Origin of the sequence: Streptococcus equinus (assembly GCF_049393805.1) — a bacterium.
Classification (GTDB): Bacteria; Bacillota; Bacilli; order Lactobacillales; family Streptococcaceae; genus Streptococcus; species Streptococcus equinus.
In genome coordinates, this window is sequence record NZ_CP185763.1 from 874,578 (window position 1) to 900,525 (window position 25,948).

Genomic DNA, 25,948 nt, shown 5'->3' on the forward strand with positions numbered 1-25,948 from the left:
GACAAAATTTTTACGAGATATTGACAGAAAAAACGTTAACATTGACAGAATTATCGCTTACATTATGTCAGAAGTTGACACAAGAATGATTTAGTTGACAGTTCTTGACACTTTTTTAAGCAAAAAGTTATCCACAGACTATCAACCAAACAATCAAAGATTAACCGTTCAGTTAAATATAATTGCTTTTGATAACCTCGATTTCATACCTGTGCTCCCGAATAAACAGATCTCAGTCGATCTTGAAATAGATGAAAGCCAGTAACATTTTAATGTTATTGGCTTTTTGCATGAAATTTTCAAATCATTCCTGAATTTTTTATAAAAAAAGCTAAAATAGCTTGAAAATTCTTCTTTTTTTACACAATTTGTTAACAGTTATTCACAACTTGTGGATAAATATGGTTATATATTGGGGATAACTTGTGTATAAACCACCAACAAATCCTTTAATATCAATGGTTTTAGGCTATTCACAATTTTGATAAACAACCTGTGTATAACTTCTTCTTTTTGACATTTTCCCAACAAAAAGAAGCCGATTATTCCCATCAGCTTCCCATTTTCACAACTAATAAGTCATTTTAGATTAAATCATCCCGGCTAACTTGTTCAAAGTTTTGATTGCCATCGTTTAGTTTATCCCAAATGACAACTTTTCCAGCTTTTAGTGACTTTTGAACATCAATAATACGTTGATTTTCTGAACCACGGAACTGTAACATCAAGTTTTTCTTGGTAATGTCAAAACGTCCATCAACCAGAATATCAATCAAACTCAACATTTCAAGTTTGTCTGGTGTTTCCTGCATCATTTCTTCCCAAGTATAGCCAGTCCATGACCAGATATCCTTTTCAGGAAGTTCGCGGCGGACACGTTTTACCAGCGGTAAAAGAATTCCAGTATTCAAAAATGGTTCTCCACCGAGAAGCGTAAGACCTTGAACATAAGGTTGAGCCAAATCTTCCATGATTTGTTCTTCAAGCTCTTTTGTATAAGGCATTCCTGCTTTAAATGACCAAGTCGCAGCATTATAGCAGCCTTTGCAGTGGAACATACAGCCTGACACGTAGAGAGAATTACGAACACCTTCTCCGTCAACAAAGTTAAAGGCCTTGTAGTCCATGATTCTACCTTGACTTAAATTTTCTGAAGTCCATTCACCAGGTTTAGGAGTATTCCAATTTTTTTCTTCCATACTAGTCTTCTTTCTATTAATTTTCTAAAGATATCCAGTAACGTTCTACAGAATCTTGAACATCTTCCAATACACCACCGTTAGCTAATATAACTTTGCGGCTACCTGGATTATCATCATGACAAGTCACCAAAGCTTTTTTAATATTTTTCTTCTTAGCTTCTAGCAAACCCAAGCGCAACTGTTCTTTAGCATATCCTTTGCGGCGTTCTGATGGACGAATAGAATATCCGATGTGCCCACCTTGTTTTAAAAGATTGTCATTAAGACGTAAACGCAAATGCAAAAATCCCAAAGTCCTGCCATCATCAGAAAACGAGACAAATTGGACCGCTGGAACAAACGTATCTGGAATATTAATTCCCATTTCACTCAAACGATTATCCTCAAGCCATTTTTCATAATCAAAGTTATCCACAGACCAGAAACCACCATCGTGGGCAGACTGGCTCACTTCAAATTCTTTCATCATTTCAATAACTGCTTCTTTATCCGATAATTCAGGTCTTCGTAACTGCATAAGCTCACCTCTTATTTACTTTTCTTTTTAGCTTTTTCTAAAAATTGTGCTTTCAACTGGTTAACACGCGCTTTTTTGTCAGCTTTCACATTTGAATTTTTCTCGTGAAAACGTTCGACTTGCTGCATACCTTTATAGTCTAATTGGTATTTTCCCACGTTATTGCTCCTTTCATCTTAATTATTTATCAATATAACAAAGAAGCTGGGACAACTGTCTCCAGCTTCAATTATTTTATGAAACTGTCTAACAAGAATCTATGCTTTGTGCATGTGAGGATCACCAGGATTTTTAATAGTTGATCCGTTCATGTTTTTAACACGCGCAGAAATTTCTTTGTGACGGCCATTAACCATTGGACGAGCTTGAGGGTTTCCAAGATATCCACAAGTACGTTTAACAACGTCTACAGATTTTGGATCGCTGTTTCCACAGTTTGGACAAACGAATCCACGTTCTGTTGGAGTGAAGTCTCCTTCAAAACCACATTTGTAGCAACGGTCAATTGGAGTGTTAGTTCCAAGGTAACCAACACGAGTATAGGCATAATCCCAAACAGCTTCTAGGGCTTTTGGATTTTGTTGAAGAACTGGGTATTCACAGTAGTGAATGAATCCACCTGTCGCACCAGCTTCTGGATAAACTTTTTCAAAGTCTAATTTTTCAAATGGTGTTGGGTTTTTACGCACATCATAGTGGAATGAGTTTGTGTAGTATTCTTTATCTGTAATATCTTTGACAATACCAAATTTCTTAGTATCAAGACGGCAGAAGCGGTCTGTCAAACTTTCAGATGGTGTTGAATAGATTGAGAAGTGGTAATCATATTCATCTGACCATTCTACACAATATTCTTTCATCTTGCGGATGATATCCACTGTAAATTCTTTAGCTTCAGCATTTGTTTCCCAGTTTGGTCCGAAGAAAACTGTTCCGACTTCGTAAAGTCCGATGTAACCAAGAGAAACTGTTGCACGACGGTGACGGAAAAGTTCATCAACGTTGTCGTATTTGCCAAGACGTTTTCCAAACGCACCGTATTGGTAAAGAATTGGTGCATTTGCTGGAGTTGCTTCTTTGACACGTTCAACACGGTAAACAAGAGCATCTTTAGCAATTCCCATGCGTTCGTTGAAGATTTCCCAGAATTTGTCCATATCACCGTTTGATTCCATAGCAATACGAGGAAGGTTAACAGTGACAACCCCAAGGTTCATACGACCTGAGTTAACTTCAACGCCATTTTCATCTTTCCAGCCTTGAAGGAATGAACGGCATCCCATAGGTGCTTTGAATGAACCAGTCAATTCAACGATTTTATCGTATGAAAGAACGTCTGGATACATACGTTTTGTAGCACATTCCAAAGCCAATTGTTTGATATCGTAGTTTGGGGTACCTTCTTCAAGGTTAAGACCACTCTTCAATGTGAAGATTAATTTAGGGAAGATAGCTGTACGGTGTTCGCTACCAAGACCTTTGATACGAATAGTAAGAATAGCTTTTTGAATTTCACGTTCAAACCAGTTTGTACCAAGACCAAAACCTAGAGAAGTAAATGGTGTTTGACCATTTGATGTAAACAAAGTATTGATTTCATATTCAAGACTTTGCATAGCATCGTAGATATCTTTTTTCGTTTTTGTACGTGCGTAATCTTCGCGACGATCTTCAGCAACCCATTCTTGGGCATCTTTCATATGTTTTTTATAGTTAAGTTCAGCATATGGTGCCAAAAATTCATCGATACGGTCTGCTGTACATCCACCATATTGGCTTGAAGCAACGTTAGCAATGATTTGAGAAATTTGAGCTGTCGCTGTTTGAATAGATTTTGGACTTTCAACTTCAGCATTACCAATCTTAAAGCCATTTCCCAACATTCCTTTAAAGTCAATCAAACAGCAGTTTGTCATTGGAGTGTATGGGCTGTAATCAAGATCGTGGAAGTGAATATCACCTTTTTGGTGAGCATTGGCAACGTGAGCTGGCAACATTTTAAGTCCGATTGACTTACCAACGATACCTGCAGTCAAGTCACGTTGTGTGTTGAAGACTTCACTGTCTTTGTTTGCGTTTTCATTTACGACCGTTTGATCTTTGTTCAACAGTTTATCAATAGAAAAGTTGATATCTGTCGCTTGAGAGCGCGCAAAATCGCGTTTTGTACGATAATTGATATATTCTTGAGCAATTGCATATTCATTAGCTTCTAAAAGTTCATGCTCAACGATATTTTGAATCTCATAAATTTTAACGTTATCTTTGAAGCGGTCAAAAATTTCAGCAACGATATTATCTGAAATACTTTCCAATTTTGCTTCGATAACTGGAGACATTTTTGTCACATTATTGCTAGCTTTTAGCAAAGCATTATAAATCTTATCTGCATCAAAGTTTACAGAACGTCCATCACGTTTGATAACTTTTACAGTAGGCTGAGTAGCAATTTTTTCTTTTTCTAATGTAATCATATGAACACTCCTTCTTACTCGTCTATTATAACACGGGACAAAAAAAAATCAATATCTTGTGGTCACTTTTTTTGACGACCACAAGATATTGCGTTTTTCTTTATTTTTTATGATAGACGGTAAAGCCTGTAATACCGCCGATTTGGACCTTTTCGTAGTTAGAAGAAAAATTATTTTTTAGTGATTCAGAAATTTTTTGGTCCTTGTTAACCACAATATATGACCCTAGATTTTGTAGCAATTCATCTTCTAAAACTTTTTTATTAGCAGATTTAGCAGTATTAACTACTGGTGAAGTAAATTGTGAACTACTTGGGAGTTGACTATCGATACCAATCTTAGACGAATCATCCCAGACGTAAACAGTATCATCTTTAGACACTTCTTTTTCGAGATATTTTGCAATAGTTGTGCGTTCACTATTAGCATTAACTGACAAGCAAGCATGTAAAACAGGCTGCCCAACACCAACTACTAACACCAAAATTGGCAAATAAAAGTGACGTTTAAGATAAAATCCAAAACTTCCAACATTGTCTGAAGCTTTTCTACGACGGTGTGACGTTTTTGTCAGACTACGTTGATATTGCTCACCTAATGCCATAGCTGTTAGCAATACACCAAAAGGCATAGCTGCTAATAGATTGTAAAACTGATAACTTTGCGTTAACAAATCAATAACAAAGAAGCAGATAAATACTAAAAGGATAAGCCATTTGGCTACTTTATCGTGAGAGATTCTAACAATTTTACCAAATGACACTGCACCAAGCACTAGCCCAGAACCCAAAGCAACAACGATTTGGAACAACAATGTCAAAATCAAATTACCATCGCTTGTCGCAAAACTAGTAAATTGATAAACAATAGCTTGGTTAAGGTACGGCAACAATACTTGTGAGTTCAAAATAAAGTAACCAGCAGTGTAAAATACCAAGATAGTACCAAAAATGATACACAATAATTGGTAGAAACCACGCGCAAAGTGACCTTTTCTCAAGTTATACACAATGATTGTCAAGAATGAAAGTACCCAGAACACCAATGTACGAGGTTCTAAAAGCATGGCTGCTGCGCCAGCAAATCCATACAAGATGAAAGCTTCATCCTTGATAATATCAGCAAAATACTTGGTCAAGAACCACAATGAAACCATAACAAAAGGCATGGCAAACTGGATAGGATATAAACCACCAAAACCAAGCGCAACATTTAATAAGTAAAATACTCCAGTAAATGTAACAGCAAGACGGTGACTGTCAGTAAAGTAGTTAACCAACTTGTAGAAATAGATTCCTGACAAATAAAATGCCACAATTTGGATAGGAACTAACCACAAAGTTGACCCAAGAATGTATGCTAATGCAATGACAGCATAATAAAGGAAACCACCTGTCGCAAACATATCAGTAAATGGAAGGTGTCCTTTAGAAAACATTAATCCAATATAAAGATTTTGTGACTGTAGGCTATTTGCCATATCAGTAAATAAAGGCACTGCTACTGATAAGCAACTCACCACAACACTCAATAGTAAAATATACAATTTATGAGGTTGAGGAACCTTTGTTCTCTTAGAAGGCTCTAGATGGCTTCTAACTTCACCGACTTTACGAGATGTGCGACTGTACGATGAAAACGCACTCTGATCTACATTTACTTGTTCTGATGTATTCACTTATTCTCTCCTTGAATTGTCATACATTAAGTATAACAAAAACTAATCATTAGTCAATTTGTTAAGGATAGCACAATAAGCTAAAAGTTCCCTAAAACCGTGGCGTGGCTTGTTTTGATAGCGTTTTAAGAAATCCTTTTCTTCTTGGCTGAGAACATCCGCTTTTTTCATCAAATTTTCCTCCTTCATTTACCTATTCGTAAAATAAAAAAGAGTCATTTTTGACAAAAAAATAAAGGCTAGGAAATACTCCTAACCTTTATAGCAAATTAGTCTTCGTCTAAGAAGCTATTGAAAACTTCTTCAATCATATCCCATTCAGCATCTGAATCTTCAGGAATTGGTTGAAGATCACCTTCAGTACCATCTTCATTTTCAGTGAATGAGTAAGCTTGAATTTCGATTTGACCTTGTTCATCTTCTTCAGCACCTGCTGGTACCAAAAGAACATAGTTTTTACCGAATTCTTCGCGACCATCGATTGTCAAAAGAATTTCAAAAAGTGTTTCATTACCTTGTTCATCTACAAGTGTAATAACTTCATGCTCGTGATCATGGTTATGATCGTGGTTATGGTTATGTGCCATAATAGTCTCCTTTAAATGAATTAATGATTAGATTAAAACATTCTATCTAAATAATTTTGCAAAATAAGCTGTGCTGCTAACTTATCGATAACTTTTTTACGTTTACCACGACTAACATCAGCTTGCTCTACTAACATACGTTCTGCTTGAACAGTTGTTAAACGTTCATCTTGATAATCAACTGGAATGTCGAAAAGTTCTTTGATTTGGTCGCCATAAGCTTTACTTGCTTCAACACGAGGACCTTCGGTATTATTCATATTTTTTGGTAAACCGACAACGAACTTATCAACGTTATACTGCTTAACTAACTCTCCAAGTCTTTCAAAACCAAATTCGCCAGCTTCTTCGTCAATTTGGATAATTTCTACACCTTGCGCTGTAAAACCAAGTGGGTCACTAATCGCAACACCAACAGTCTTTGAGCCGACATCTAGTCCCATAATTCTCATTTCAAATTAATTCCATTTCCTTTGAGATAATAGCGGACAAGCTCTTCAACAATTTCATCACGTTCGTATTTACGAATTTGATTTCTGGCATCATTGTAACGAGGCACATAAGCAGGGTCACCACTTAGGACATAACCTACAATCTGATTGATTGGATTATAGCCTTTTTCATCAAGAGAGCGATAAACCGTTGTTAAAGTCTCACTAATTTCTTTCTTGTTGCTATCGTCTAAATTAAAGCGTACAGTTTCGTCAGTAAATCCCATACTTACACCTTCTTTCTAAATAGCTGTCACCAATTATTATAGCTTATTCACAAAGATTTCACAAGAATCTGACTTTATTTAACCAAAGTTTATTTCACAATAGTAATAGTTATGACAAAAAATGTCATAAAACTTGACATAGATACAATGTAACCTTTTTCAAAATTTGACAAAATTGCTATTTTTTAGAACAAAAAAAGCCCCTAAAAAGAGACTTTTCTACTATATATTATAACGCTGCACGAAGACGAGCTTCTGCATTTTCCACATTACGAATTGAGCGTGGCAAGAAAGCACGAATATCGTCCTCTTTGTAACCCACTTGAAGACGTTTGTCATCAATCAAAATTGGGCTTTTCAAAATACGCGGATTAGCTTGAATGAGATCGATAACCTCACTTAAACTTAATTCCTCGATATCGCAGTCAAGTGCTTTTGCGTAACGGTTTTTAGATGAAACAATACTTTCAATACCGTTTTCTGTTTTAGTTAATATAGCTAAAATTTCTTCGCGTGATAGTGGTTCTTTTCCTAAATTCTGTTCTTTATAAGGGAGCTGATGAGCGTTGAGCCATGTTTTGGCTTTCTTACAGCTTGTACAACTTGAAATTGTGTAAATTTTAATCATGTGCACTCTCACTTTCTATCCCATGATAGTTGTATTATAGCACACACACATTGAGGAGCACATGGGACCTAAGACCTATTTTTCTAAAAAGTCAATTAAAAAGATTTATTTTTTTCTTGAAAATGTACTCATTTTTATCAAAAATTTATTAAAAAAAGCCTGAAACGCATTGTTTCAAGCTTTAAAGCAATTCAAAATTATTCTTCGATTTCAATCGCATCGTCTAGGTCAAGAACAACTTCATCTACTTTTTCAGAAGTTGCAGCTGATTCGTCAGCAGCATTTGCTGCTTTTTCATCTTCAGTTTCTTCAACAAGTCCATAATGAACACGAACTTTGTGATCAATTTCGTCAAAGACATCTGGGTGATCTGCCAAATATTTCTTAGCATTTTCAGAACCTTGACCAATTTTCTCACCATTGTAAGAGAACCATGCACCAGCTTTGTTGATGATATCCAAATCACTAGCGATTTTAATCAACTCACCTGTACGTGAAATTCCTTCACCGTACATGATTTCCACTTCAGCAGTTTTAAACGGTGGAGCAACTTTGTTTTTAACAACTTTGATTTTAGTTTCTTTACCGATGTTGCTATCTTTTTGGTCACCAGTACCTTTAATTTGTGTATTTCCACGAACATCAAGACGAACTGATGAATAGAATTTAAGAGCACGTCCACCAGGTGTTGTTTCTGGGTTACCAAACATGACACCAACTTTTTCACGCAATTGGTTGATAAAGATAGCGATTGTTTTTGTTTTGTTGATAGAAGCTGAGAGTTTACGCATAGCTTGACTCATCATACGAGCTTGCAAACCAACGTGGTTATCACCAATGTCACCATCAATTTCTGCACGAGGTACAAGAGCGGCGACAGAGTCGACAACAACAAGGTCAACAGCACCAGAATCAATCAATTTACCTGCAATTTCAAGACCTTGTTCACCTGAATCAGGTTGTGACAAAAGAAGTTCATCGATATTAACACCAAGAGCTGCTGCATAAGCTGGGTCAAGAGCATGTTCGGCATCAATAAAGGCTGCAATACCACCTTCTTTTTGTGCTTGTGCCACGGCATGAAGAGCTACTGTTGTTTTACCTGAACTTTCAGGACCATAGATTTCAATGATACGTCCTTTAGGGTATCCACCAGCACCTAGGGCAATATCAAGCGCCAGACTACCAGTACTCATGACTTGAACTTTTTGTTCAGCACGCTCACCAAGGCGCATGACCGCTCCTTTACCAAAATCTTTTTCGATTAATTTCAAAGCATCATCAAGTGCTTTTTTACGCTCATCACCGAATTTCTTCGTGATAGCTTCTGTTTTCTTTGTCTTTTTAGCCAAATTTTTCCCTTTCTGTTTGTTCGAGATACTAGCCCTATTATATCAGAATTTAGTCTTGTAATAAAGCTTGACGTACTAAGTTAAAAGCATACAAACATGCAATATGACGCACATCTGAACGGCTTCGTCCACCTATAACAACACGGATAGAATGAACTTTTTCTTTTGTAGCAATACCTATGAAAACTGTTCCCGCTGGATGACCTTCTAGACCATCTGGACCAGCAACTCCTGTTAAGCCAATTCCAAAATCAGCGTCTGTCAGCAATCGTGACTGCTCAGCCATTTTTTCAGCTGTAAAATGACTCACAACCCCATGTTCTTGTAAATCTTTTAAAGGGATTTGAAGCATTTTTGCCTTTTCTTCAATGCTATAAGTCACAAAACCACCATTAAAAACTGCTGAAGAGCCTGGAAAATCAGCAATACTTGATTGAAACAGACCAGCTGTCAAACTTTCTGCAGCCGTAATAGTCTTATGTTTTTGCTTAAGTAAATCAAAAACAACACGCGCCATACTATTATCATCACCGTATCCATAAAGTAAATTTTCAAGCGGAATGCTATTTAAAGTCTTCTTAGCAAGAATCTTATGCTCAAGCTCATCCAACTTAGCCTTAGCTGTTTCAAGGTCATCAGCCTTCGTTGACAATCTAAGTGTCACTTCACCTGTTTTAGCATATGGAGCAATTGTTGGGTCTGTTTGATTTTCAATCAAATCTGACAAAACAGTTACCAACTGACTTTCCCCGATACCAAAGAAACGTAAGACACGTGAATACAATTGCTTGTGGTCACTAGATAGCAATGGCACTAAATAGTCCCAAACCATAGGCTTCAATTCACTTGGTGGTCCAGGAAGAACGACATAAGTAACACCATCAACTTCCAGAATACCACCTACAGCAAGTCCCGTACTGTTTTGAAGAGGTGTTGACCCTTCAATCAATTGAGCCTGACGTTCATTGTTAGCTGTTCTTGTAAATTGCGGACGTGTCGCAAAGAATTCATCCAAACGTTTACTTGCCTGCTCATCAAAAACCAAGTTACGTCCTAGATATTTTGCCAAAGTTTGTTTTGTTAAATCATCTTCGGTTGGTCCTAAACCACCGCAAAGAACAACTAAATCACTGCGCTTACTTGCCAAAGCAATGATAGACAGCAGACGTTCTTCATTGTCCCCAACTGCCGTTTGGAAAAAGACATCAATCCCTAACTTAGCAAATTCCTCTGATAGAAATTGTGCATTCGTATTTGTGATTTGTCCTGTTAAAATCTCTGTTCCAACAGCAATGATTTCAGCTTTCATAATTGCCACCTACTTATCTATTCGTAATTTAATTTTATTCTACCAAAAAAAGCTGAAAATTAACGTTTTTTTGTAATAAGCTTCGCGTAAACAAGTGTAAAAACATTGTAAACTTACTTTACATCACTGTCAATGACGGCTTTTTTCATAATTATCACAGACAAAACCGCAAGCAAAATCAAAGATAGCATAAAGTTGATTGCCATGACTGCTGAAACAGACATTTGCTTCACCATAAAACTTAATATGCATAGTAGTAAAACACTTCCTATACGACTTACTGTTGACTTAAATGAAATCAAAGAAGAAATATTCTCAACAGAAACCATTTTGTTAAATTGATAATTTAAAATAAATTCAATCACATAAAAGACAAAAACAAATATGAAATAAGCTGTCAAGAAAATCTCAATCTTCCCTAAAAAGAATGTCAACGGTAGAAAAACAATCAACGGACTGAACTTAAGCACACCAGCATATTTTTTAACACCATCAATGTTGATAGAATATGAAAAAAGTGTGATGACTTGAAAAGCAATGTAAAAGAATGGAAAATACTGACTATCAATCCCCTTGCTTAAGAAAAATGATTGCCAAAGCTGAAAATGTGTCTGAAAGAAAATCTGAGTTAGAAAATCAAAAATCAGAATTAAACTCAAACGTGGCTGCTTGCGAAGTTCTTTAAAACTATCAGTAATTTGCTTTTTCAAAACCATTACATGACTATCTTGTAGTGACTCTGACTTTGTTGTCTCTTTAAAAAAGAAAAAACTGATAAGGGTTGAAGCCACAAGAAAAACTGTCCCTAAGACATAAATATTAATCCCGATAAAGTGATAAAGAATCCCACCTAGACTACTTCCTAATAAGAGTCCAACGATCTCTAGACGGTTACTCAAGGCCAGAAATTTTCGAAGTTCTGCTTCACGGTGCGCTAATTTAAGCTGATTAATAATGTAAGCATCAAGCGTTCCACTATCTAAAGCTGCGGCAATCCCGTAACAAAACCAAGCCGCAAAAATCAAGTAAAACTGATTGCTAAATAGCACAATCAAAAACATGATGATTAAAAATAGCTTTGACAGGCTGTAAAGATTTTTTCTGGAATAATTATCTGCTAATAGTCCACTTGGAAATTCAAATAAGACGATAGCAATACTATAAGCTGACTGAATGATTAGAATTTGTGATAAGCTTAAACCTTTGGCTAATAAAATTACTGTCAAAATAGAATGCGGCAGCGAATAAGCCACACTAACCAGAAAATTTGATAGTAAAAAAACTAATGTATTCCTTTTTATGCTTAAACTTTCCATATCTCCCACCAACCCTTCACAGAATTTTCTTTACAGAATACCTTATTTCACTAATACTGTCAAGATGTTTTACAGATAATTGACAAGAGTGTCAAAAAAAAGCCACCTGACACTATCAGATGACTAAATTGATTTAAAATCACAATCTACTTCATGGTCATTTACCAAACCTGCTGCCTGAAGAAAAGAATAAACACAAACAGGACCTACAAATTTAAAGCCACGTTTTTTTAAATCCTTAGAAAGATTTTCAGATAAAGGCGTGCTAGCTGGAAAATTCGCGTAATCCTTCACCTCATTTACGATAGGAGCGTAACCAACCCAACGCCAAAGATACTCATCAAAAGAGCCAAATTCTTTCTGAATCTTGATAAAAGCTTTAGCATTTGTACGTGTCGCAAAAATCTTACGACGATTTCGAACAATTTCAGGATTTTGAAGAAGCATTTCAAGTTCTTCATCAGTCATTTGCGCCACTTTTGTCACATCGTAGTCATAAAAAGATTGCTTAAATGCTGCGCGTTTATTAAGAATAGTCTCCCAAGAAAGTCCCGCTTGATAAGTTTCAAGACATAAAAGCTCAAAAAGTGCTTGATCATCATGCAGTGGCTTTCCCCACTCAGTATCATGATAAACAACATACAAAGGATTATTTTCCCTTACCCAACTACAACGTTTCATGTGAAACATCTCCTGTAATTCCTTGATAACTAGCCCTTCATCAACATCTTAAGGCTTGATTTGATGTATTGTTCTGCGGTTTCATTTGTACCTTCAAAGAACTTACGAATTTTCTTAAGTTCTGCTGCCTTGTAGCCAAGTGCCAAAAGAGCTTCCATGGCCTCTTCAAGCTGTTCGTTTGCCACTGCTTTTGCCTGAGAAGCTAAGCCATTTTCCATAGAAACATCAGCAAACTTACCAGCTAAATCAAGCACCATTTGTTGAGCTGTTTTTTTACCGATTTTTGGAAATTTCATCAGATAACGAATATCACTATTGTCAATAGCAGTTACGAGACCTTCATTATCATCCACTGCGATAATCGCTAGCGCTGTTGTCGGACCAATTCCAGAAACTGAAATAAGGTTAAGAAAGACTGCTTTTTCATCTTCTGTATGAAAGCCAAACAAAAGCTGTGCATCTTCTCGAACAACTTGATGAAGGTAGATTTGAACATCTTGATTCATCAAGTCAGAAAAACTATATGGATTGGCAACGTTGATAATGTAGCCTAATCCTCCAGCTTCAACGACAATATATTTTGCAGTAATTTTAGTTAATTTTCCTTTGATATAATCGTACATTTAGTATTTTCCTAACTCTCTTAAACTTGTATGATTTTCTTGAATACGACGGAACATCTTTTCCATGTCTGATTTGGTAAAATTGACCAGGACAGGACGACCGTGTGGACAGTTATATGGGTTCTTACATTGTGATAATTGCACTAGAAGTTGACGTGCTGAATAATCATCAAGAGTGTGATTAGCTTTAATTGAACGTTTACATGACATCATAATCGCTAACTCTGCACGGTATTTTTTGACAGATACTTCATTCGTCAAAAGCAACATATCACACATTTCATAAACAGCCGATTCAATCTCCTCTTCTTTCATCCAAATAGGATGTTCACGAAGAATAAATGTATTGTTTCCATATGGTTCTAGATTGATGCCAACTTGATTTAAAAGCTCCATTTTTTCTTGAAGCTTGATAAAATCTGCTCCAGAAAACTCAAACAAATATGGCATGAGCAATTGTTGAAGTGAGGCATCGACATCACCAATTTTGTCACGATAATATTCATATTTAACACGTTCCTGCGCCGCATGTTGGTCAATGATATAAAGGCCACCGTTTCCCTGCGCAAAAAGATATGTCCCATGCATCTGACCAAAATAATCAAGTTCAGGGAAAGTTGATGATTCTTCACCATCAAGATTTTCGAGCAACTTATTAATTTTAGATTTATTTTTGAAATCAAGGTCATCATGCTCGCCGTCTGCAAGGTTTCCCTGAGTAGAACGCTGTGCGTATTTGACTGAAGACTGCTTGTCAACTTCCTTGACAGGTGTGTCAACCTCATTAAACAGCTGAACAGGCTGCTCTTCAACAGTATCTGATTTCACAAAGAAATCGTGTCGCTCTTTGTCATAATAAAGATTTGATTGTTTTAAAGGCAGACTCGTTTGCTCTGGTTTAGGCAAGCCACGAGTGCTTGACTTAGCTAGATTTTCAAGAGCATCTGGAATCAAATCCTGAGCACGTAAACTCTCTGCAATAGCTGAGCTGATGAGAGTCATCAGTTCTTTTTCTTTTGAGATACGAACTTCTTGCTTTGTTGGGTGAACATTGACATCAGCAAGATACGGGTCAATCTGGATATCAATGACAGCAATCGGAAAACGACCAACCATCAATTTTGAACCATAGCCGTCCAAGATGGCACGATTCAGTAAGAAATTTTTGATGTAACGCCCGTTAATCAAAATCGTAATATAATTGCGATTCGCACGCGTCAATTCAGGTAAACTAATGTAACCTGATACCTCAAAATCAAGATCCGCATTTGAAATCTCAATCATCTTCTTAGCTGTGTTTAAGCCATAAATCCCAGCAATCGCTTGGCGCAAATCTCCAGTACCTGATGTCGTTGTCATCTGACGTCCATCATTAATCAAAGTGAAGGCAATTTCAGGATGTGCCAAACTCAAACGATTGACCACATCAACAATATGTGCCAACTCTGACTGTAGACTCTTCATATACTTAAGACGAGCTGGTGTGTTGTAAAACAGATTTTCAACTGTAATTTTTGTTCCAACGGGCGTTGAGATTGGCTCTTGTTTTTCAATTTCGCCACCCTTAGCAATCAAAAGCGTCCCATAATTTTCATCAGCCGTTGCTGTTTTCACCGTAAAATGACTGATTGAAGCAATGGAAGGAATGGCTTCGCCACGGAAACCAAGCGTTCTGATTCGAAACAAGTCAGCTTGACTTTTAATTTTACTAGTCGCGTGACGGTGCAAACTAAGAGCAACATCCTCTTGAGCAATTCCCTCACCGTTATCAGTAACTTGGATTTTTTTCAAACCAGACTCTTCGATTTCAATAGTAATCTGACTGCTTCCAGCATCAATCGAATTTTCTACTAATTCCTTGACCACGCTAGCCGGGCGTTCAATAACCTCACCAGCAGCAATTTGGTTGGCTAGAACCTCTGGTAACTCGATAATTTTACTCATAATTTATCTGATAGAAGCGCTCAAAGGCTGCCTCTCTTCCTTTCATTAACGATTGTTTACCTCTAATTATAACACAAAGTAAAAAGGCAATCCTTTTTTGATTGCCTCCTTATTTATAACATATTTTTCAATTCATAGATGACATTCATAGCCTGCATAGGTGTCAAGTTCATCAAATCAACTTTCTTAAGTGCTTCAATCACTTCTTGATTAGAAGAATCTTCTGCAAAAAGACTCAATTGCTCCGCTACAGGTTCTGAAACTTCTGACTCAGTTGCTACTGGTTCACTGTCAACTTCTGGTGTCAAATGAAGCTGCGCAGCACCTGATTCAAGATTAGTTAAAATGCTGTCTGCACGTTGTAATAAATCTTCTGGTAAGCCTGCAATTTTCGCAACGTGAATACCATAGGATTTATCAGCTGGTCCTTCTGCAATCTTGTGAAGAAAAGTCACATCACCATTACGTTCAAGGGTTGCAACATGGACGTTGACAAGGTGTGTCAACTTCGTTGACAGAGCTGTCAATTCATGATAGTGCGTTGCAAACATCGTTTTAGCCCCAATATGGTCGTGAATATACTCAATAATAGATTGTGCCAAAGCCATACCATCATAGGTTGCCGTACCACGTCCCAATTCATCAAAGAGAATCAGAGACTTATCACTAGCACGTTTAATAGCTTGGTTAGCTTCCATCATTTCTACCATGAAGGTTGACTGACCTGAAATCAAGTCATCTGCTGCGCCAATACGTGTGAAAATAGCATCGAATACTGGTAGGCTGACACTTTCAGCAGCGACATAAGACCCCATTTGTGCCATGATAACAGTCAATGCTAGCTGACGCATATAAGTTGACTTACCACTCATATTAGGACCAGTAATCAACTGAATATTAGTATTTCTACCAAATGTAATCGTATTTGGAATATATTCCTGAGTACCCATGACTTTTTCAACGACTGCGTGACGACCTTTTTCAATCTTAATCTCATGGCTATCGTTGAAAGTTGGACGCACATAATGATTGTTTTCAGCAACCACAGCTAAACTTTGCAAAACATCGACTGTTGAAATGGCTTTTGCTAAGTCTTGCAAACGAGAAATATAACGTTCAACCTGCGCACGAACACGCATGAAAATATCGTATTCTAGGCTTGCTGATTGTTCACGCGCTTCTAACATTTCACCTTCAATTTTAGCCAGTTCTGCCGTACCAAAACGTTCTGAATTCTTCAAAGTTGCTTTACGGAAGAAATAATCTGGTACTAAAGAAAGGTTAGAATTTGTGACATGGAAATAGTAGCCATCTTTTTTATTGTAATCAATTTTTAGATTTGTAATACCACTTGCGGCACGTTCTTTAGCTTCAATCTCAGCAATCCAGCTTGTGCCTTCACGCATGACTTTGCGGTATTTATCCAAAGTCTCATCAAAACCAGTTTTAATGATGCTACCTTCTGTAATAACAGCTTGAGCATCTGGATCAATAGCAGAGCTAATCAATAATTCCAACTCAGGAAGAGTGTCAATGCTGTTGACAAGTTTGTCAAGGTATGGACTATCAAAGGATTCCAAAATAGCCTTGATAGTAGGCACTTGCCCCAAAGTATGACCAAGTTGAAGAAGGTCTTTTGGATTAGCCTTACCAAATGACACACGACTCGCCAAGCGTTCAATATCATAAACACCCTTAAGACTATCCGTCAAATCACTACGCTCAAAGAAATTGTCTAAGAAAACTTGAATGATATTTTGACGCTCTTCGATTTGTTCTCGATTAACCAAAGGACGGTCAATCCAATTACGCAAAAGACGCATACCCATAGCAGTCTTTGTCTCATCAAGCAACCAATAAAGACTACCGTGTTTCTTACTTGTACGTGCATTTTCTAACAAATCAAGACTTGATTTTGTCGTATAAGACATTTGAAGATAATCTTTGATTTCATAGTGAACCAATTTTTGCAAATGGCTGAGCTCACGTTTTTGAGTGGTATGGACGTACTGTAGTAATTTCTCAGCAGCTGAAATCTCCAAAGATGCCAAATTAGAATCAATCAAGTGCACATCTTCAAAACGTTCTTGTTCAAACGATAAGAGTAAATTGAGTTGTTTAACAAGACTGTGTTTTTCTTCTTCTGAAAGTTCGTAGCCGACAACAATCTCACGTGCTTTAAGGTTTAGGATTTCACTTTTAAGACTGGCAAAATCTGACAGACTTGTCGCATAAAACTCACCTGTCGACACATCCATGTAGGCTAAACCAAAAGTCTTGCCATCAGAATCAATAGCCACCAAGAAATTATTGGCATTGTCAGGTTTTGTCGAATCAACTGCCGTACCTGGCGTAATGACTTGAACAACTTCACGTTTTACAACACCGACTGCTTTCTTGGGATCTTCCATTTGTTCTGCAATCGCAACTTTGTAGCCCATTTCAACAAGGACATCAATATATTGCTGAGCTGAGTGATATGGTACCCCTGCCATTGGAATAGGATTTTCAGCGTTTTTATTTCGACTAGTCAAACTAATCTCTAAAATCTGTGCAGCCTTAACTGCATCATCGTAAAATAATTCGTAAAAATCTCCCATGCGGAAAAGTAAAAAAGCATCTGGATAGTCTTTTTTAACATCCAAATACTGTTGCATGCCTGGAGAAATTTTATCTTTTGCCATCACTTAACTCCTCGTTAATTTTCATTTCCAAGCTGTTTGTAATATATTGAATCAGATCACTCGCATCTTGCATTTTATCACGATAATCTTTAACAATTGGAAGTTCTGATAATTCCTCTTGCAGCTGGTCAGCCTGCATACCAGCAGTTTTCTCAGCAACTGTTTTATCAAGCTTTTGAAATAAAACAGCTTCTTGCTGGTATGCCTTCATCTCTTTGACCAAACTGTCTAGTTCTGGAAATTCTTTAATCTTTTTTTCTGCCTTTTGAAATTCGACTACGCTATCATGCTTTTGGATAGCTTCAACCAAATGTTCAACGGCTTGGTCGTAGTCAATCATAGCCCTGTTGCTAAATCACGCTCAAATGCTTGAGCAGTTTCTTCATCCTTGCAAATAACCAATAGCGTATCAGCACCTGCTATAGTTCCAAGGACTTCTGAAATGTCACTGCTGTCAATCAAGTTTGCCAAAACATCAGCCTCACCAAGATTAGTATGAAGCACAAGCATGAAACCAGCACGAGCCACTTTCAAAATATATGAGCGAATGTTAGCTCCAAAAGTTGTCTCTGACGTTTCAGACAAACTGTAATAAAGTTTTCCAGAAGCATCACGCAATTTTAAGAGCCCAATCTCACGAAGGTCACGTGATAGGGTTGCTTGTGTGACGTTAATACCTTCTTCTTGCAAATGTCGCTTGATTTCTTCTTGGGTTCCAATATGCCCAGATTGAATCAATCGTTTGATTCGATTTTGACGTTCTATTTTATTCATCTAAGTTTCCCTTTGTGTATATTTATCCTTAAAATTATACCAAAAAAATAAAATATTTTCACCCTTTCACAGCCCATCTTTCCTTTAATAGCTTAATTTTTCTTACTTCAAACGTTTTCTTGACAGGAACCTCGTTTATTTCTTATTTTTATGTTAAAATAATATGACTAACTAATTTAGGAGAAAATTATGGATACTAAACGTACAATTGCAGAACGCATTCAAACTATTGTTCCAGAATTAGACCAAGAACAAATTGTTAATCTGCTTGAAATCCCAAAAAATTCTGATATGGGTGACCTTGCTTTCCCTGCATTCTCATTGGCTCGAATCCTCCGTAAAGCACCACAAATGATTGCAGCTGATATTGCTGAAAAATTGGATAAAACAGGTTTTGAAAAAATTGAAGCTGTTGGTCCATACATCAACTTCTTCCTTGACAAAAAAAGCATCTCTGCTGATGTTCTCGGAAAAGTTATCGCAAACGGAAGCGACTATGCTAGCCAAGATTTAGGACAAGGTCGCAATGTTGCTATCGATATGTCTAGCCCAAATATCGCTAAACCATTCTCAATTGGACACCTTCGTTCAACTGTTATCGGTGATAGCTTGGCTAACATTTTTGAAAAACTCGGTTATAAAGCTGTTAAAATCAATCACCTTGGTGACTGGGGTAAACAGTTCGGTATGTTGATTGTTGCCTACAAAAAATGGGGTGACGAAGAAGCTGTTAAAGCTCATCCAATCGACGAACTCTTGAAACTTTACGTTCGTATCAACGCTGAAGCTGAAACTAAACCAGAACTTGATGAAGAAGCTCGCGAATGGTTCCGTAAATTGGAAGCAGGCGACGAAGATGCTATCTCACTATGGCAATGGTTCCGTGACGAAAGTCTTGTAGAATTCAACCGCCTTTACAATGAACTTGGTGTTTCATTTGATAGCTTTAATGGTGAAGCTTTCTACAATGACAAAATGGATGAAGTTGTCGATATCTTGACTGAAAAAGGTCTTCTTGAAGAATCTCAAGGTGCTCAAGTTGTTAACCTTGAAAAATATGGTATCGAACACCCAGCACTTATCAAAAAATCTGACGGTGCAACACTTTACATCACACGTGACTTGGCTGCCGCTCTTTACCGCAAACGTACTTATGACTTTGCCAAAGCCATCTACGTCGTTGGTAACGAACAATCAGCTCACTTCAAACAATTAAAAGCTGTTCTTAACGAAATGGACTTCGAATGGAATGAAGATATCACTCACGTGCCATTTGGTCTTGTTACAAAAGAAGGTAAAAAACTATCAACTCGTAAAGGTAATGTTATCCTTCTTGAACCAACAATCGCTGAAGCTGTTAAACGCGCTGAAGACCAAATCAACGCTAAAAATCCTAACCTTGCTAACAAAGAAGCTGTCGCTCACGCCGTTGGTGTCGGAGCAATTAAATTCTACGATTTGAAAACAGACCGCTTGAATGGTTATGACTTTGACCTTGATGCTATGGTATCATTTGAAGGTGAAACTGGACCTTACGTTCAATACGCTCACGCTCGTATCCAATCAATCCTTCGCAAAGCTGAGTTTACACCATCTGTAAATGACGTTTACAGCCTTAACGATGCTGAAAGCTGGGAAATTATCAAACTTATCCAAGACTTCCCACGTATTATCAAACGTGCAGCTGACAATTTTGAGCCATCAATCATTGCAAAATTCGCTATCAGCCTTGCACAAAGCTTCAACAAATATTACGCACACACACGTATCCTTGACGAAAATCCAGAACGTGACAGCCGTCTAGCCCTCAGCTACGCAACTGCTACAGTTCTTAAAGAAGCACTTCGTCTTCTTGGCGTTGAAGCACCAAACGAAATGTAATTTCAAAAAAGATGTTGCTAATAGCGACATCTTTTTTATCTTTCTAGGGAATATGAGGTAAAATCGAGCATAATTACTATCCCACACATAAGAAAAGCCGCTAATTGCGGCTTTTCTTATTCCCTTTTTAAACCAACTATTTTTCATAGAGTTTTGGGATTTTTGTAAATTGTGTCAAAACAAATCCCAAGATAAATGAGATAAAGATTGAAGCGATGAAGTACCAAACGTTATTAGCATCACCAGTCATACCTGCTGGTAAGATATATGACGGAATGGCAAACAATCCCATACCTCCCATTGTATAGCCAGTTACATTAAAGAATCCTAGGAATGCACCTTGGATGGCACCAGCAACACAAGTCATGATAAATGGCATACGCATTGGAAGTGTAATACCATAAATAGCAGGCTCTGTTACCCCAAATAGAGCTGAAATAAAGGCTGGAATTGTCAGTTGTTTCACTTTATCTTCTTTGGTTCTAAAGAAAATGTTAAGGAGTGAACCAGCCTGAGCGAAACAGATTGAAACAGAAGCTACAAGGAGATTACTGTAACCTTTTGTCGCAAAATCCAAAATCGCAATTGGAACAAGACCCCAGTGAAGTCCAAACATAACAAGCACTTGCCATAAAGCACCCAAAATAATACCAAAAATAACTGGATTAAAGTCATAGATTGCTTGGAAGACAACACCAACAAGGTCTGATGCCCAAGTCATCAAAGGTCCAATGATGATAAAAGCAAGCGGAACTGTGATTAGCATAACAAAGAATGGAACCACGAAAACTTTCACAACATCTGGAATTACTTTATTAAAGAATTTTTCTAATTTTGCTCCTACAAAAATGGCAAGTAAAATTGGAAGAACAGTTTGTAGGTAGCTTGATGCTGGGAAAATAATTGGCAAGCCAAGGAATGTCGCATAAATATCTGATTCAATGACAGTTCCTTTAAATAACGTATAAAGAGGAGCATCTCCAGTAAAACTTTGAGCAATATCAGGATAAACTAGAGCAAAAGCGATAGCCATTGCTGTAAATTTGTTCATCTTGAAACGATTAGCAGCATTATAAGCTAAGATAATTGGTAAGAATTGGAAGAATCCATCACCAACTGCATTTAGGACAATGTAGGCTCCATCAGTTGCTGGTACGCCACAAGCTGCCATCAAGGCAACAACACCTTTTAACATACCAGCTGCTGACAAAGCTCCAAGCATTGGTTGGAATAGACTTGATACCAAAGCGACGAATTGGTCAAAAAGATTGCCTTTAGCTTTTGTATCTCCTTCATCAATGTCTAAACTACCTCCAGCTGCTACCCCCCCAACTTTCACAACTTCGTCATAGACATCTGGAACGTGATTTCCGATAACAACTTGATATTGTCCACCAGCTTTAACAACTGTTACAATACCATCACGTTGTTTGAGGTAATCATCATCAGCTTTTGATTCATCTTTCAAATCAAAACGAAGACGTGTAACACAGTGTTTTAGACTATTGATGTTTTCTCTACCACCAACGTGTGCGATAATGTCTTTTGCTAATTCAGTATATTTTGCCATACGAATAAGCTCCTCCTATTTTTCTTTTCTGACCATAAAGAAAAACCTAAATAAATACCAAATAAACTTGTAAGCAGCGGAGTCTTACAATCCTTTCAGTATCTATTTAGGTTTTGCCTGCTTGACCAGTAACAATCCTTACACTAATCATGATAGCACAATAAATTTATCGAGCAAGCGTTTACATACACTTTAGTAATATACTATCATTTTTTCAGATAATAATATCAAAAAAATAAAGATGGGTGATTTTTCACCTCATCTTTGTTTTTATTTATCGTAATTTTTTCGTCTGATTTTAAAGTCTGAAGACACGACTTCATCAACATCAATAATAGAAATGAACGCATCTGGATCCAAGTTTGCCATAATGCCTTTGACATCACGAACTTCACCTGGATTTAAAACCACGTACAAAATATTCTTTTCATTTCCTGAGTAAGCACCCTTACCATTAAGGAAAGTAACACCACGATTGATTTCATTGAGAATAGCTTGCGCAGCTTCTTCAGATTTTTGTGTAATGATAATCATACCACGTACCGTATAACCACCATTTTGCACAATCGTCAATACTTGACTGTAAACAAAGCTCGCTACCAAAGTATAAAGCATGTGTTGCAAGTCAATGTAGACTAAAGAAGCTGTAAGTACAACAGCATCTACGAAGAGAAGTGTTTGACCAAGTTTCGTACCAAATTTTTCTTCAACCACACGTCCGATGATATCAGTACCACCAGTTGTTGCTCCATATCGGAAAACTAATCCACTACCAACACCGGCAAATAGACCAGCAACAACCGCAACCAACATCATATCATTATGAAGAACAATCTGAATTGGCACTCTTTGCCAAATCCAAATAAAGACTGACATTAAAACCGTTCCATAGATGGTCAGCGCTAGCGATTTTTTCCCAAAGATACGCGCTCCTAAAATAAACAGTGGAACGTTTAAAATAAGGGAAGTATAAGCAGGGTTAATGCCGTACAGCGCATGAATAATCAATGTAACTCCGGCAACGCCACCTTCAGCAAGAGCGTTTGCCATATTGAATTTAACAAAGCCAAAAGTATAAATTGCCACACCTAAAGCAATGAGCAATAGACTTCGAACTTTTTTTAATGTTTGAGACATGTAACACTCCTCCTAAAAATCATAGGAAATCTAACAGTAAAGACTAATCATCAACGAATCGACCAATAATATGAACATTCTCAGCAACGGAAACGAAAGCTTTTGGATCAGTCTTTTTCATTAAATATCTAAAATCAGCATATTCCTCACGGGTAATAATAGCTAGTAGCACAGCTTTCTTCTCATGATTATAAGTACCTTCAGCATCGTTAATCTGTGTCACACCACGGTGTAGTTTGGTATGAATCATCGCGATAACTTTTTCAGGGCAACTTGTGACAATCATTGCTTGCATTTTCTTTTGTTTGGTGAAAATCGCATTCGTCACACGACTTGAAACAAAAATAGTCACCATTGAATAAAGCGCATATTGCCAACCAAATAAGATACCCGCAAAAATCATGATAACACCATTTACCATGAGAGAAATACTTCCGACATCACGACCTGTTTTCTTGCGAATGGTCAGACTGACGATATCAGTACCACCACTAGAAATACGAGATTTCAAACTAAATCCGACACCCGTTCCCATGACCAAACCACCAAAAATGGCATTAACCAAAGGGTCTGGTGTTAAAGTAACCTCAGGAACGATTTGGATGAAGAAAGAACTCATCGAAACTGTGATAAGGGTAAAAACAGTGAATTTGTGACCAATTTTATACCAAGCTAAAATCAAAAGCGGTATGTTAATCGCATAAAAAACGATAGAAATTGGTAACTTAAATCCAATCACACGCTCGCTAATAGCAGATAAAACCTGTGCCAAACCAGTTGCTCCACTTGAATAAACGTGACCTGGTTGGAAGAAGAAATTCACCGCGATAGCAGAAAGCAAGCCATAAAAAAGAGAAGCGGAAATTTTTTCCGCGTACTTCTCTCTTGAAATGCTTTGCATCGTTTTTAAAAGACCATATTTTTTAGCCCAGCGGCTTACAATATATTTTGTTTTCTTTTTGAGAGATGCTTTTTTAATCATTAGTTTTTAGTTGATAAAGCCAATTCATCCAATTGTTTGTCTGATACAAGACTTGGTGCTTGTGTCATTGGGTCAGTTGCTTTGTTATTTTTAGGGAAAGCAATAACTTCACGAATGTTATCTTCACCAGCAAGAAGCATAACGAAGCGGTCAAGACCGATAGCAAGTCCACCGTGTGGTGGGAAACCATAGTTCATAGCTTCTAGCAAGAAACCAAATTGGTCATTTGCTTCTTCAGCTGTAAAGCCAAGAGCTTTGAACATACGTTCTTGCAATTCACGTTGGTTGATACGAAGACTACCACCACCAAGTTCATAACCATTAAGAACGATATCGTATGCAACGGCACGAACTTTAGCAAGGTCACCTTCTAATTCGTGAGCTGATTCTTCAGTTGGCAATGTGAATGGGTGGTGAGCTGACATGTAACGTCCTTCTTCTTCAGACCATTCAAACATTGGCCAATCAACAACCCAAAGGAAGTTGAATTTAGAGTTGTCAACCATATCAAGTTCTTTAGCGATACGAGTACGAAGGGCACCAAGTGTATTGTTAGCAACTTCAAGTGTATCAGCTACAAAGAGAACCAAATCGTTGTCTTCAAGTTGTAAACTTGCTGTCAACTCATCTTCAATAGTTGTCAAGAATTTAGCAACAGGTCCATTTAGAGAACCGTCTGTGAATTTAACCCAAGCAAGACCTTTAGCACCGAATTGTTTTGCGAATTCAGTTAATTTATCAATGCTTTTACGTGAGTATTTATCAGCGTTACCTTTAACAACAATTGCTTTTACGACTGGAGCTTGTGAGAAGACTTTGAAGTCAACATCCTTGACAAGGTCTGTCAAGTCTTGTAAAAGCATTTCAAAACGTGTATCAGGTTTATCTGAACCGTAATTGTTCATCGCATCGTCATAAGACATACGTGGGAATGGTAATGTAACATCGATTCCTTTAATATCTTTCATGACTTTTGCAATCATTCCTTCAGTGATATCTTGGATATCTTTATCTGACAAGAATGATGTTTCCATATCAACTTGTGTAAATTCAGGTTGACGGTCACCACGCAAGTCTTCGTCACGGAAACATTTAACAATTTGATAGTAGCGGTCAAAACCAGCATTCATCAACAATTGTTTTGTGATTTGTGGACTTTGTGGCAAAGCATAGAAATGACCTTGGTTAACACGACTTGGTACCAAGTAGTCACGCGCACCTTCTGGAGTTGATTTTGTCAACATTGGTGTTTCAACATCGATAAATTCAAGACCATCCAAGTAGTTACGGATTGAGTGAGTAACTTTTGCACGTAATTTAAAGTTGTTAAGCATTTTTGGACGACGAAGATCCAAGTAACGGTAACGAAGACGGTTATCATCACTGACTTCAACATCATCTTTGATTTCAAATGGTGTTGTTTTAGCTGTATTCAAGATTGTCAAAGCAGTTACTTTCAACTCAACTTCACCAGTTGGCAAGTTTTTGTTTGCTTGTTCACGTTGTGCAACTTCACCAGTAACTTCGATAACGAATTCGTTACGAAGTTTTTCTGCTGTCGCCATAACATCACTTGAAACTTTTTCTGGATTAATGACTAGTTGCATAATTCCTTCACGGTCACGAAGATCGATGAAGATAAGTCCACCTAGGTCACGACGACGTCCGACCCAACCTTTTAAGGTAATTTCTTGACCAATGTGTTCGCTGCGAACACGACCAGCATACATTGTACGTTTCATTTGATACGATTCTCCGTTTAAAATTTATTCATTCTTATCTATTATAGCAAAAAGCAAAGAAAAACCCCACCCATGTGGCGGAGTTTTTCAAATTCTTTTCTCATTAAGCCTTTTCATTAGCATGGCATCCATAACGCCTTGAATTTTAG

General features: G+C 37.3%; 23 protein-coding genes and 1 pseudogene. 1 reads left to right on the plus strand and 23 read right to left on the minus strand.

Annotated elements, in window-relative coordinates:
- Nucleotides 1-584: 584 nt before the first annotated feature.
- The 19 genes from nrdG to argR all read right to left on the minus strand — a co-directional run bounded on the left by nrdG (nt 585) and on the right by argR (nt 18,487).
- The gene (gene nrdG, locus ACN0NP_RS04245) at nt 585-1,199 is read right to left on the minus strand and encodes an anaerobic ribonucleoside-triphosphate reductase activating protein (RefSeq protein ID WP_024344423.1); all 615 of its coding nucleotides are present in this window, start codon (nt 1,197-1,199) and stop codon (nt 585-587) included.
- 16 nt (nt 1,200-1,215) lie between these two features.
- Nucleotides 1,216-1,719 (minus strand): GNAT family N-acetyltransferase, encoded by a 504-nt coding sequence (locus tag ACN0NP_RS04250; protein ID WP_423217626.1) that lies wholly within the window; start codon nt 1,717-1,719, stop codon nt 1,216-1,218.
- Between the two features lie 11 nt (nt 1,720-1,730).
- A complete protein-coding gene (locus ACN0NP_RS04255; protein WP_024344425.1) occupies nt 1,731-1,877 on the minus strand; it encodes a hypothetical protein in 147 nt (48 codons plus the stop codon).
- Nucleotides 1,878-1,976: 99 nt separating this feature from the next.
- Nucleotides 1,977-4,193: an anaerobic ribonucleoside-triphosphate reductase gene (gene nrdD, locus ACN0NP_RS04260; RefSeq protein ID WP_021143292.1), complete on the minus strand. Its 2,217-nt coding sequence runs from the start codon at nt 4,191-4,193 to the stop codon at nt 1,977-1,979.
- 100 nt (nt 4,194-4,293) lie between these two features.
- Nucleotides 4,294-5,871 carry a DUF2079 domain-containing protein gene (locus ACN0NP_RS04265; protein WP_423217627.1) on the minus strand — a complete coding sequence of 526 codons (1,578 nt, stop codon included), beginning with the start codon at nt 5,869-5,871 and terminating at the stop codon, nt 4,294-4,296.
- A gap of 42 nt (nt 5,872-5,913) precedes the next feature.
- A complete protein-coding gene (locus tag ACN0NP_RS04270) occupies nt 5,914-6,042 on the minus strand; it encodes a hypothetical protein (protein ID WP_021143294.1) in 129 nt (42 codons plus the stop codon).
- 98 nt (nt 6,043-6,140) lie between these two features.
- Nucleotides 6,141-6,458, minus strand: a complete 318-nt coding sequence (locus tag ACN0NP_RS04275; RefSeq protein ID WP_006531413.1) for a DUF1292 domain-containing protein — start codon at nt 6,456-6,458, stop codon at nt 6,141-6,143.
- Between the two features lie 32 nt (nt 6,459-6,490).
- Nucleotides 6,491-6,910: a Holliday junction resolvase RuvX gene (gene ruvX / locus ACN0NP_RS04280; protein WP_141348509.1), complete on the minus strand. Its 420-nt coding sequence runs from the start codon at nt 6,908-6,910 to the stop codon at nt 6,491-6,493.
- Complete coding sequence (locus tag ACN0NP_RS04285) at nt 6,907-7,176, minus strand: IreB family regulatory phosphoprotein (protein ID WP_004233510.1); 270 nt, start codon at nt 7,174-7,176, stop codon at nt 6,907-6,909. The genes ruvX and ACN0NP_RS04285 overlap by 4 nt, the downstream gene beginning before the upstream one ends.
- Before the next feature lie 229 nt (nt 7,177-7,405).
- Complete coding sequence (spx, locus tag ACN0NP_RS04290) at nt 7,406-7,804, minus strand: transcriptional regulator Spx (protein WP_004233512.1); 399 nt, start codon at nt 7,802-7,804, stop codon at nt 7,406-7,408.
- A 197-nt stretch (nt 7,805-8,001) separates the two neighbouring features.
- A complete protein-coding gene (gene recA, locus ACN0NP_RS04295; protein WP_039697778.1) occupies nt 8,002-9,156 on the minus strand; it encodes a recombinase RecA in 1,155 nt (384 codons plus the stop codon).
- Nucleotides 9,157-9,205: 49 nt separating this feature from the next.
- Nucleotides 9,206-10,465 (minus strand): competence/damage-inducible protein A, encoded by a 1,260-nt coding sequence (locus ACN0NP_RS04300; protein ID WP_423217628.1) that lies wholly within the window; start codon nt 10,463-10,465, stop codon nt 9,206-9,208.
- Between the two features lie 113 nt (nt 10,466-10,578).
- Entirely contained in the window at nt 10,579-11,691 is a 1,113-nt protein-coding gene (locus ACN0NP_RS04305) for an MFS transporter (protein WP_423217629.1), read from the minus strand.
- Between the two features lie 213 nt (nt 11,692-11,904).
- Entirely contained in the window at nt 11,905-12,462 is a 558-nt protein-coding gene (locus tag ACN0NP_RS04310; protein WP_423217630.1) for a DNA-3-methyladenine glycosylase I, read from the minus strand.
- A gap of 29 nt (nt 12,463-12,491) precedes the next feature.
- Nucleotides 12,492-13,085, minus strand: a complete 594-nt coding sequence (ruvA, locus tag ACN0NP_RS04315; RefSeq protein WP_024344431.1) for a Holliday junction branch migration protein RuvA — start codon at nt 13,083-13,085, stop codon at nt 12,492-12,494.
- Nucleotides 13,086-15,029, minus strand: coding sequence for a DNA mismatch repair endonuclease MutL (mutL, locus tag ACN0NP_RS04320; protein WP_027968297.1), 1,944 nt, complete (start codon nt 15,027-15,029; stop codon nt 13,086-13,088).
- A gap of 113 nt (nt 15,030-15,142) precedes the next feature.
- Nucleotides 15,143-17,713 carry a DNA mismatch repair protein MutS gene (gene mutS, locus ACN0NP_RS04325; RefSeq protein ID WP_423217631.1) on the minus strand — a complete coding sequence of 857 codons (2,571 nt, stop codon included), beginning with the start codon at nt 17,711-17,713 and terminating at the stop codon, nt 15,143-15,145.
- Nucleotides 17,700-18,053 carry a YlbF family regulator gene (locus ACN0NP_RS04330; RefSeq protein WP_423217632.1) on the minus strand — a complete coding sequence of 118 codons (354 nt, stop codon included), beginning with the start codon at nt 18,051-18,053 and terminating at the stop codon, nt 17,700-17,702. Before ACN0NP_RS04330 ends, mutS begins: the two co-directional genes overlap by 14 nt.
- A complete protein-coding gene (argR, locus tag ACN0NP_RS04335; RefSeq protein ID WP_423217633.1) occupies nt 18,050-18,487 on the minus strand; it encodes an arginine repressor in 438 nt (145 codons plus the stop codon). The genes ACN0NP_RS04330 and argR overlap by 4 nt, the downstream gene beginning before the upstream one ends.
- Before the next feature lie 189 nt (nt 18,488-18,676).
- On the opposite strand from argR, the gene argS reads away from it, so the two are divergent.
- Nucleotides 18,677-20,368 carry an arginine--tRNA ligase gene (gene argS / locus ACN0NP_RS04340; RefSeq protein WP_423217634.1) on the plus strand — a complete coding sequence of 564 codons (1,692 nt, stop codon included), beginning with the start codon at nt 18,677-18,679 and terminating at the stop codon, nt 20,366-20,368.
- 145 nt (nt 20,369-20,513) lie between these two features.
- On the opposite strand, the pseudogene ACN0NP_RS04345 reads toward argS, so the two are convergent.
- The 4 genes and pseudogenes from ACN0NP_RS04345 to aspS form a co-directional block, all read right to left on the minus strand.
- A pseudogene (locus tag ACN0NP_RS04345) lies at nt 20,514-21,938 on the minus strand (PTS transporter subunit EIIC); the annotation flags it as partial.
- Nucleotides 21,939-22,208: 270 nt separating this feature from the next.
- Complete coding sequence (locus ACN0NP_RS04350; RefSeq protein ID WP_021143312.1) at nt 22,209-23,075, minus strand: YitT family protein; 867 nt, start codon at nt 23,073-23,075, stop codon at nt 22,209-22,211.
- A 43-nt stretch (nt 23,076-23,118) separates the two neighbouring features.
- The gene (locus ACN0NP_RS04355; protein ID WP_024344437.1) at nt 23,119-24,057 is read right to left on the minus strand and encodes a YitT family protein; all 939 of its coding nucleotides are present in this window, start codon (nt 24,055-24,057) and stop codon (nt 23,119-23,121) included.
- Nucleotides 24,057-25,799, minus strand: a complete 1,743-nt coding sequence (gene aspS, locus ACN0NP_RS04360) for an aspartate--tRNA ligase (protein ID WP_423217635.1) — start codon at nt 25,797-25,799, stop codon at nt 24,057-24,059. The genes ACN0NP_RS04355 and aspS overlap by 1 nt, the downstream gene beginning before the upstream one ends.
- Nucleotides 25,800-25,948 lie beyond the last annotated feature (149 nt).

What these genes read in the sequence shown, in the direction of transcription:
- ACN0NP_RS04350 (WP_021143312.1), bottom strand. Translation starts at nt 23,075, where the DNA reads ATGTCTCAAACATTAAAAAAAGTTCGAAGTCTATTGCTCATTGCTTTA.
- ACN0NP_RS04310 (WP_423217630.1), bottom strand. Translation starts at nt 12,462, where the DNA reads ATGAAACGTTGTAGTTGGGTAAGGGAAAATAATCCTTTGTATGTTGTT.
- ACN0NP_RS04250 (WP_423217626.1), bottom strand. Translation starts at nt 1,719, where the DNA reads ATGCAGTTACGAAGACCTGAATTATCGGATAAAGAAGCAGTTATTGAA.
- mutS (WP_423217631.1), bottom strand. Translation starts at nt 17,713, where the DNA reads ATGGCAAAAGATAAAATTTCTCCAGGCATGCAACAGTATTTGGATGTT.
- argS (WP_423217634.1), top strand. Translation starts at nt 18,677, where the DNA reads ATGGATACTAAACGTACAATTGCAGAACGCATTCAAACTATTGTTCCA.
- ruvA (WP_024344431.1), bottom strand. Translation starts at nt 13,085, where the DNA reads ATGTACGATTATATCAAAGGAAAATTAACTAAAATTACTGCAAAATAT.
- ACN0NP_RS04330 (WP_423217632.1), bottom strand. Translation starts at nt 18,053, where the DNA reads ATGATTGACTACGACCAAGCCGTTGAACATTTGGTTGAAGCTATCCAA.
- mutL (WP_027968297.1), bottom strand. Translation starts at nt 15,029, where the DNA reads ATGAGTAAAATTATCGAGTTACCAGAGGTTCTAGCCAACCAAATTGCT.
- nrdD (WP_021143292.1), bottom strand. Translation starts at nt 4,193, where the DNA reads ATGATTACATTAGAAAAAGAAAAAATTGCTACTCAGCCTACTGTAAAA.
- ACN0NP_RS04275 (WP_006531413.1), bottom strand. Translation starts at nt 6,458, where the DNA reads ATGGCACATAACCATAACCACGATCATAACCATGATCACGAGCATGAA.
- nrdG (WP_024344423.1), bottom strand. Translation starts at nt 1,199, where the DNA reads ATGGAAGAAAAAAATTGGAATACTCCTAAACCTGGTGAATGGACTTCA.
- ACN0NP_RS04300 (WP_423217628.1), bottom strand. Translation starts at nt 10,465, where the DNA reads ATGAAAGCTGAAATCATTGCTGTTGGAACAGAGATTTTAACAGGACAA.
- argR (WP_423217633.1), bottom strand. Translation starts at nt 18,487, where the DNA reads ATGAATAAAATAGAACGTCAAAATCGAATCAAACGATTGATTCAATCT.
- ACN0NP_RS04285 (WP_004233510.1), bottom strand. Translation starts at nt 7,176, where the DNA reads ATGGGATTTACTGACGAAACTGTACGCTTTAATTTAGACGATAGCAAC.
- spx (WP_004233512.1), bottom strand. Translation starts at nt 7,804, where the DNA reads ATGATTAAAATTTACACAATTTCAAGTTGTACAAGCTGTAAGAAAGCC.
- aspS (WP_423217635.1), bottom strand. Translation starts at nt 25,799, where the DNA reads ATGAAACGTACAATGTATGCTGGTCGTGTTCGCAGCGAACACATTGGT.
- ACN0NP_RS04270 (WP_021143294.1), bottom strand. Translation starts at nt 6,042, where the DNA reads ATGAAAAAAGCGGATGTTCTCAGCCAAGAAGAAAAGGATTTCTTAAAA.
- ACN0NP_RS04355 (WP_024344437.1), bottom strand. Translation starts at nt 24,057, where the DNA reads ATGATTAAAAAAGCATCTCTCAAAAAGAAAACAAAATATATTGTAAGC.
- ruvX (WP_141348509.1), bottom strand. Translation starts at nt 6,910, where the DNA reads ATGAGAATTATGGGACTAGATGTCGGCTCAAAGACTGTTGGTGTTGCG.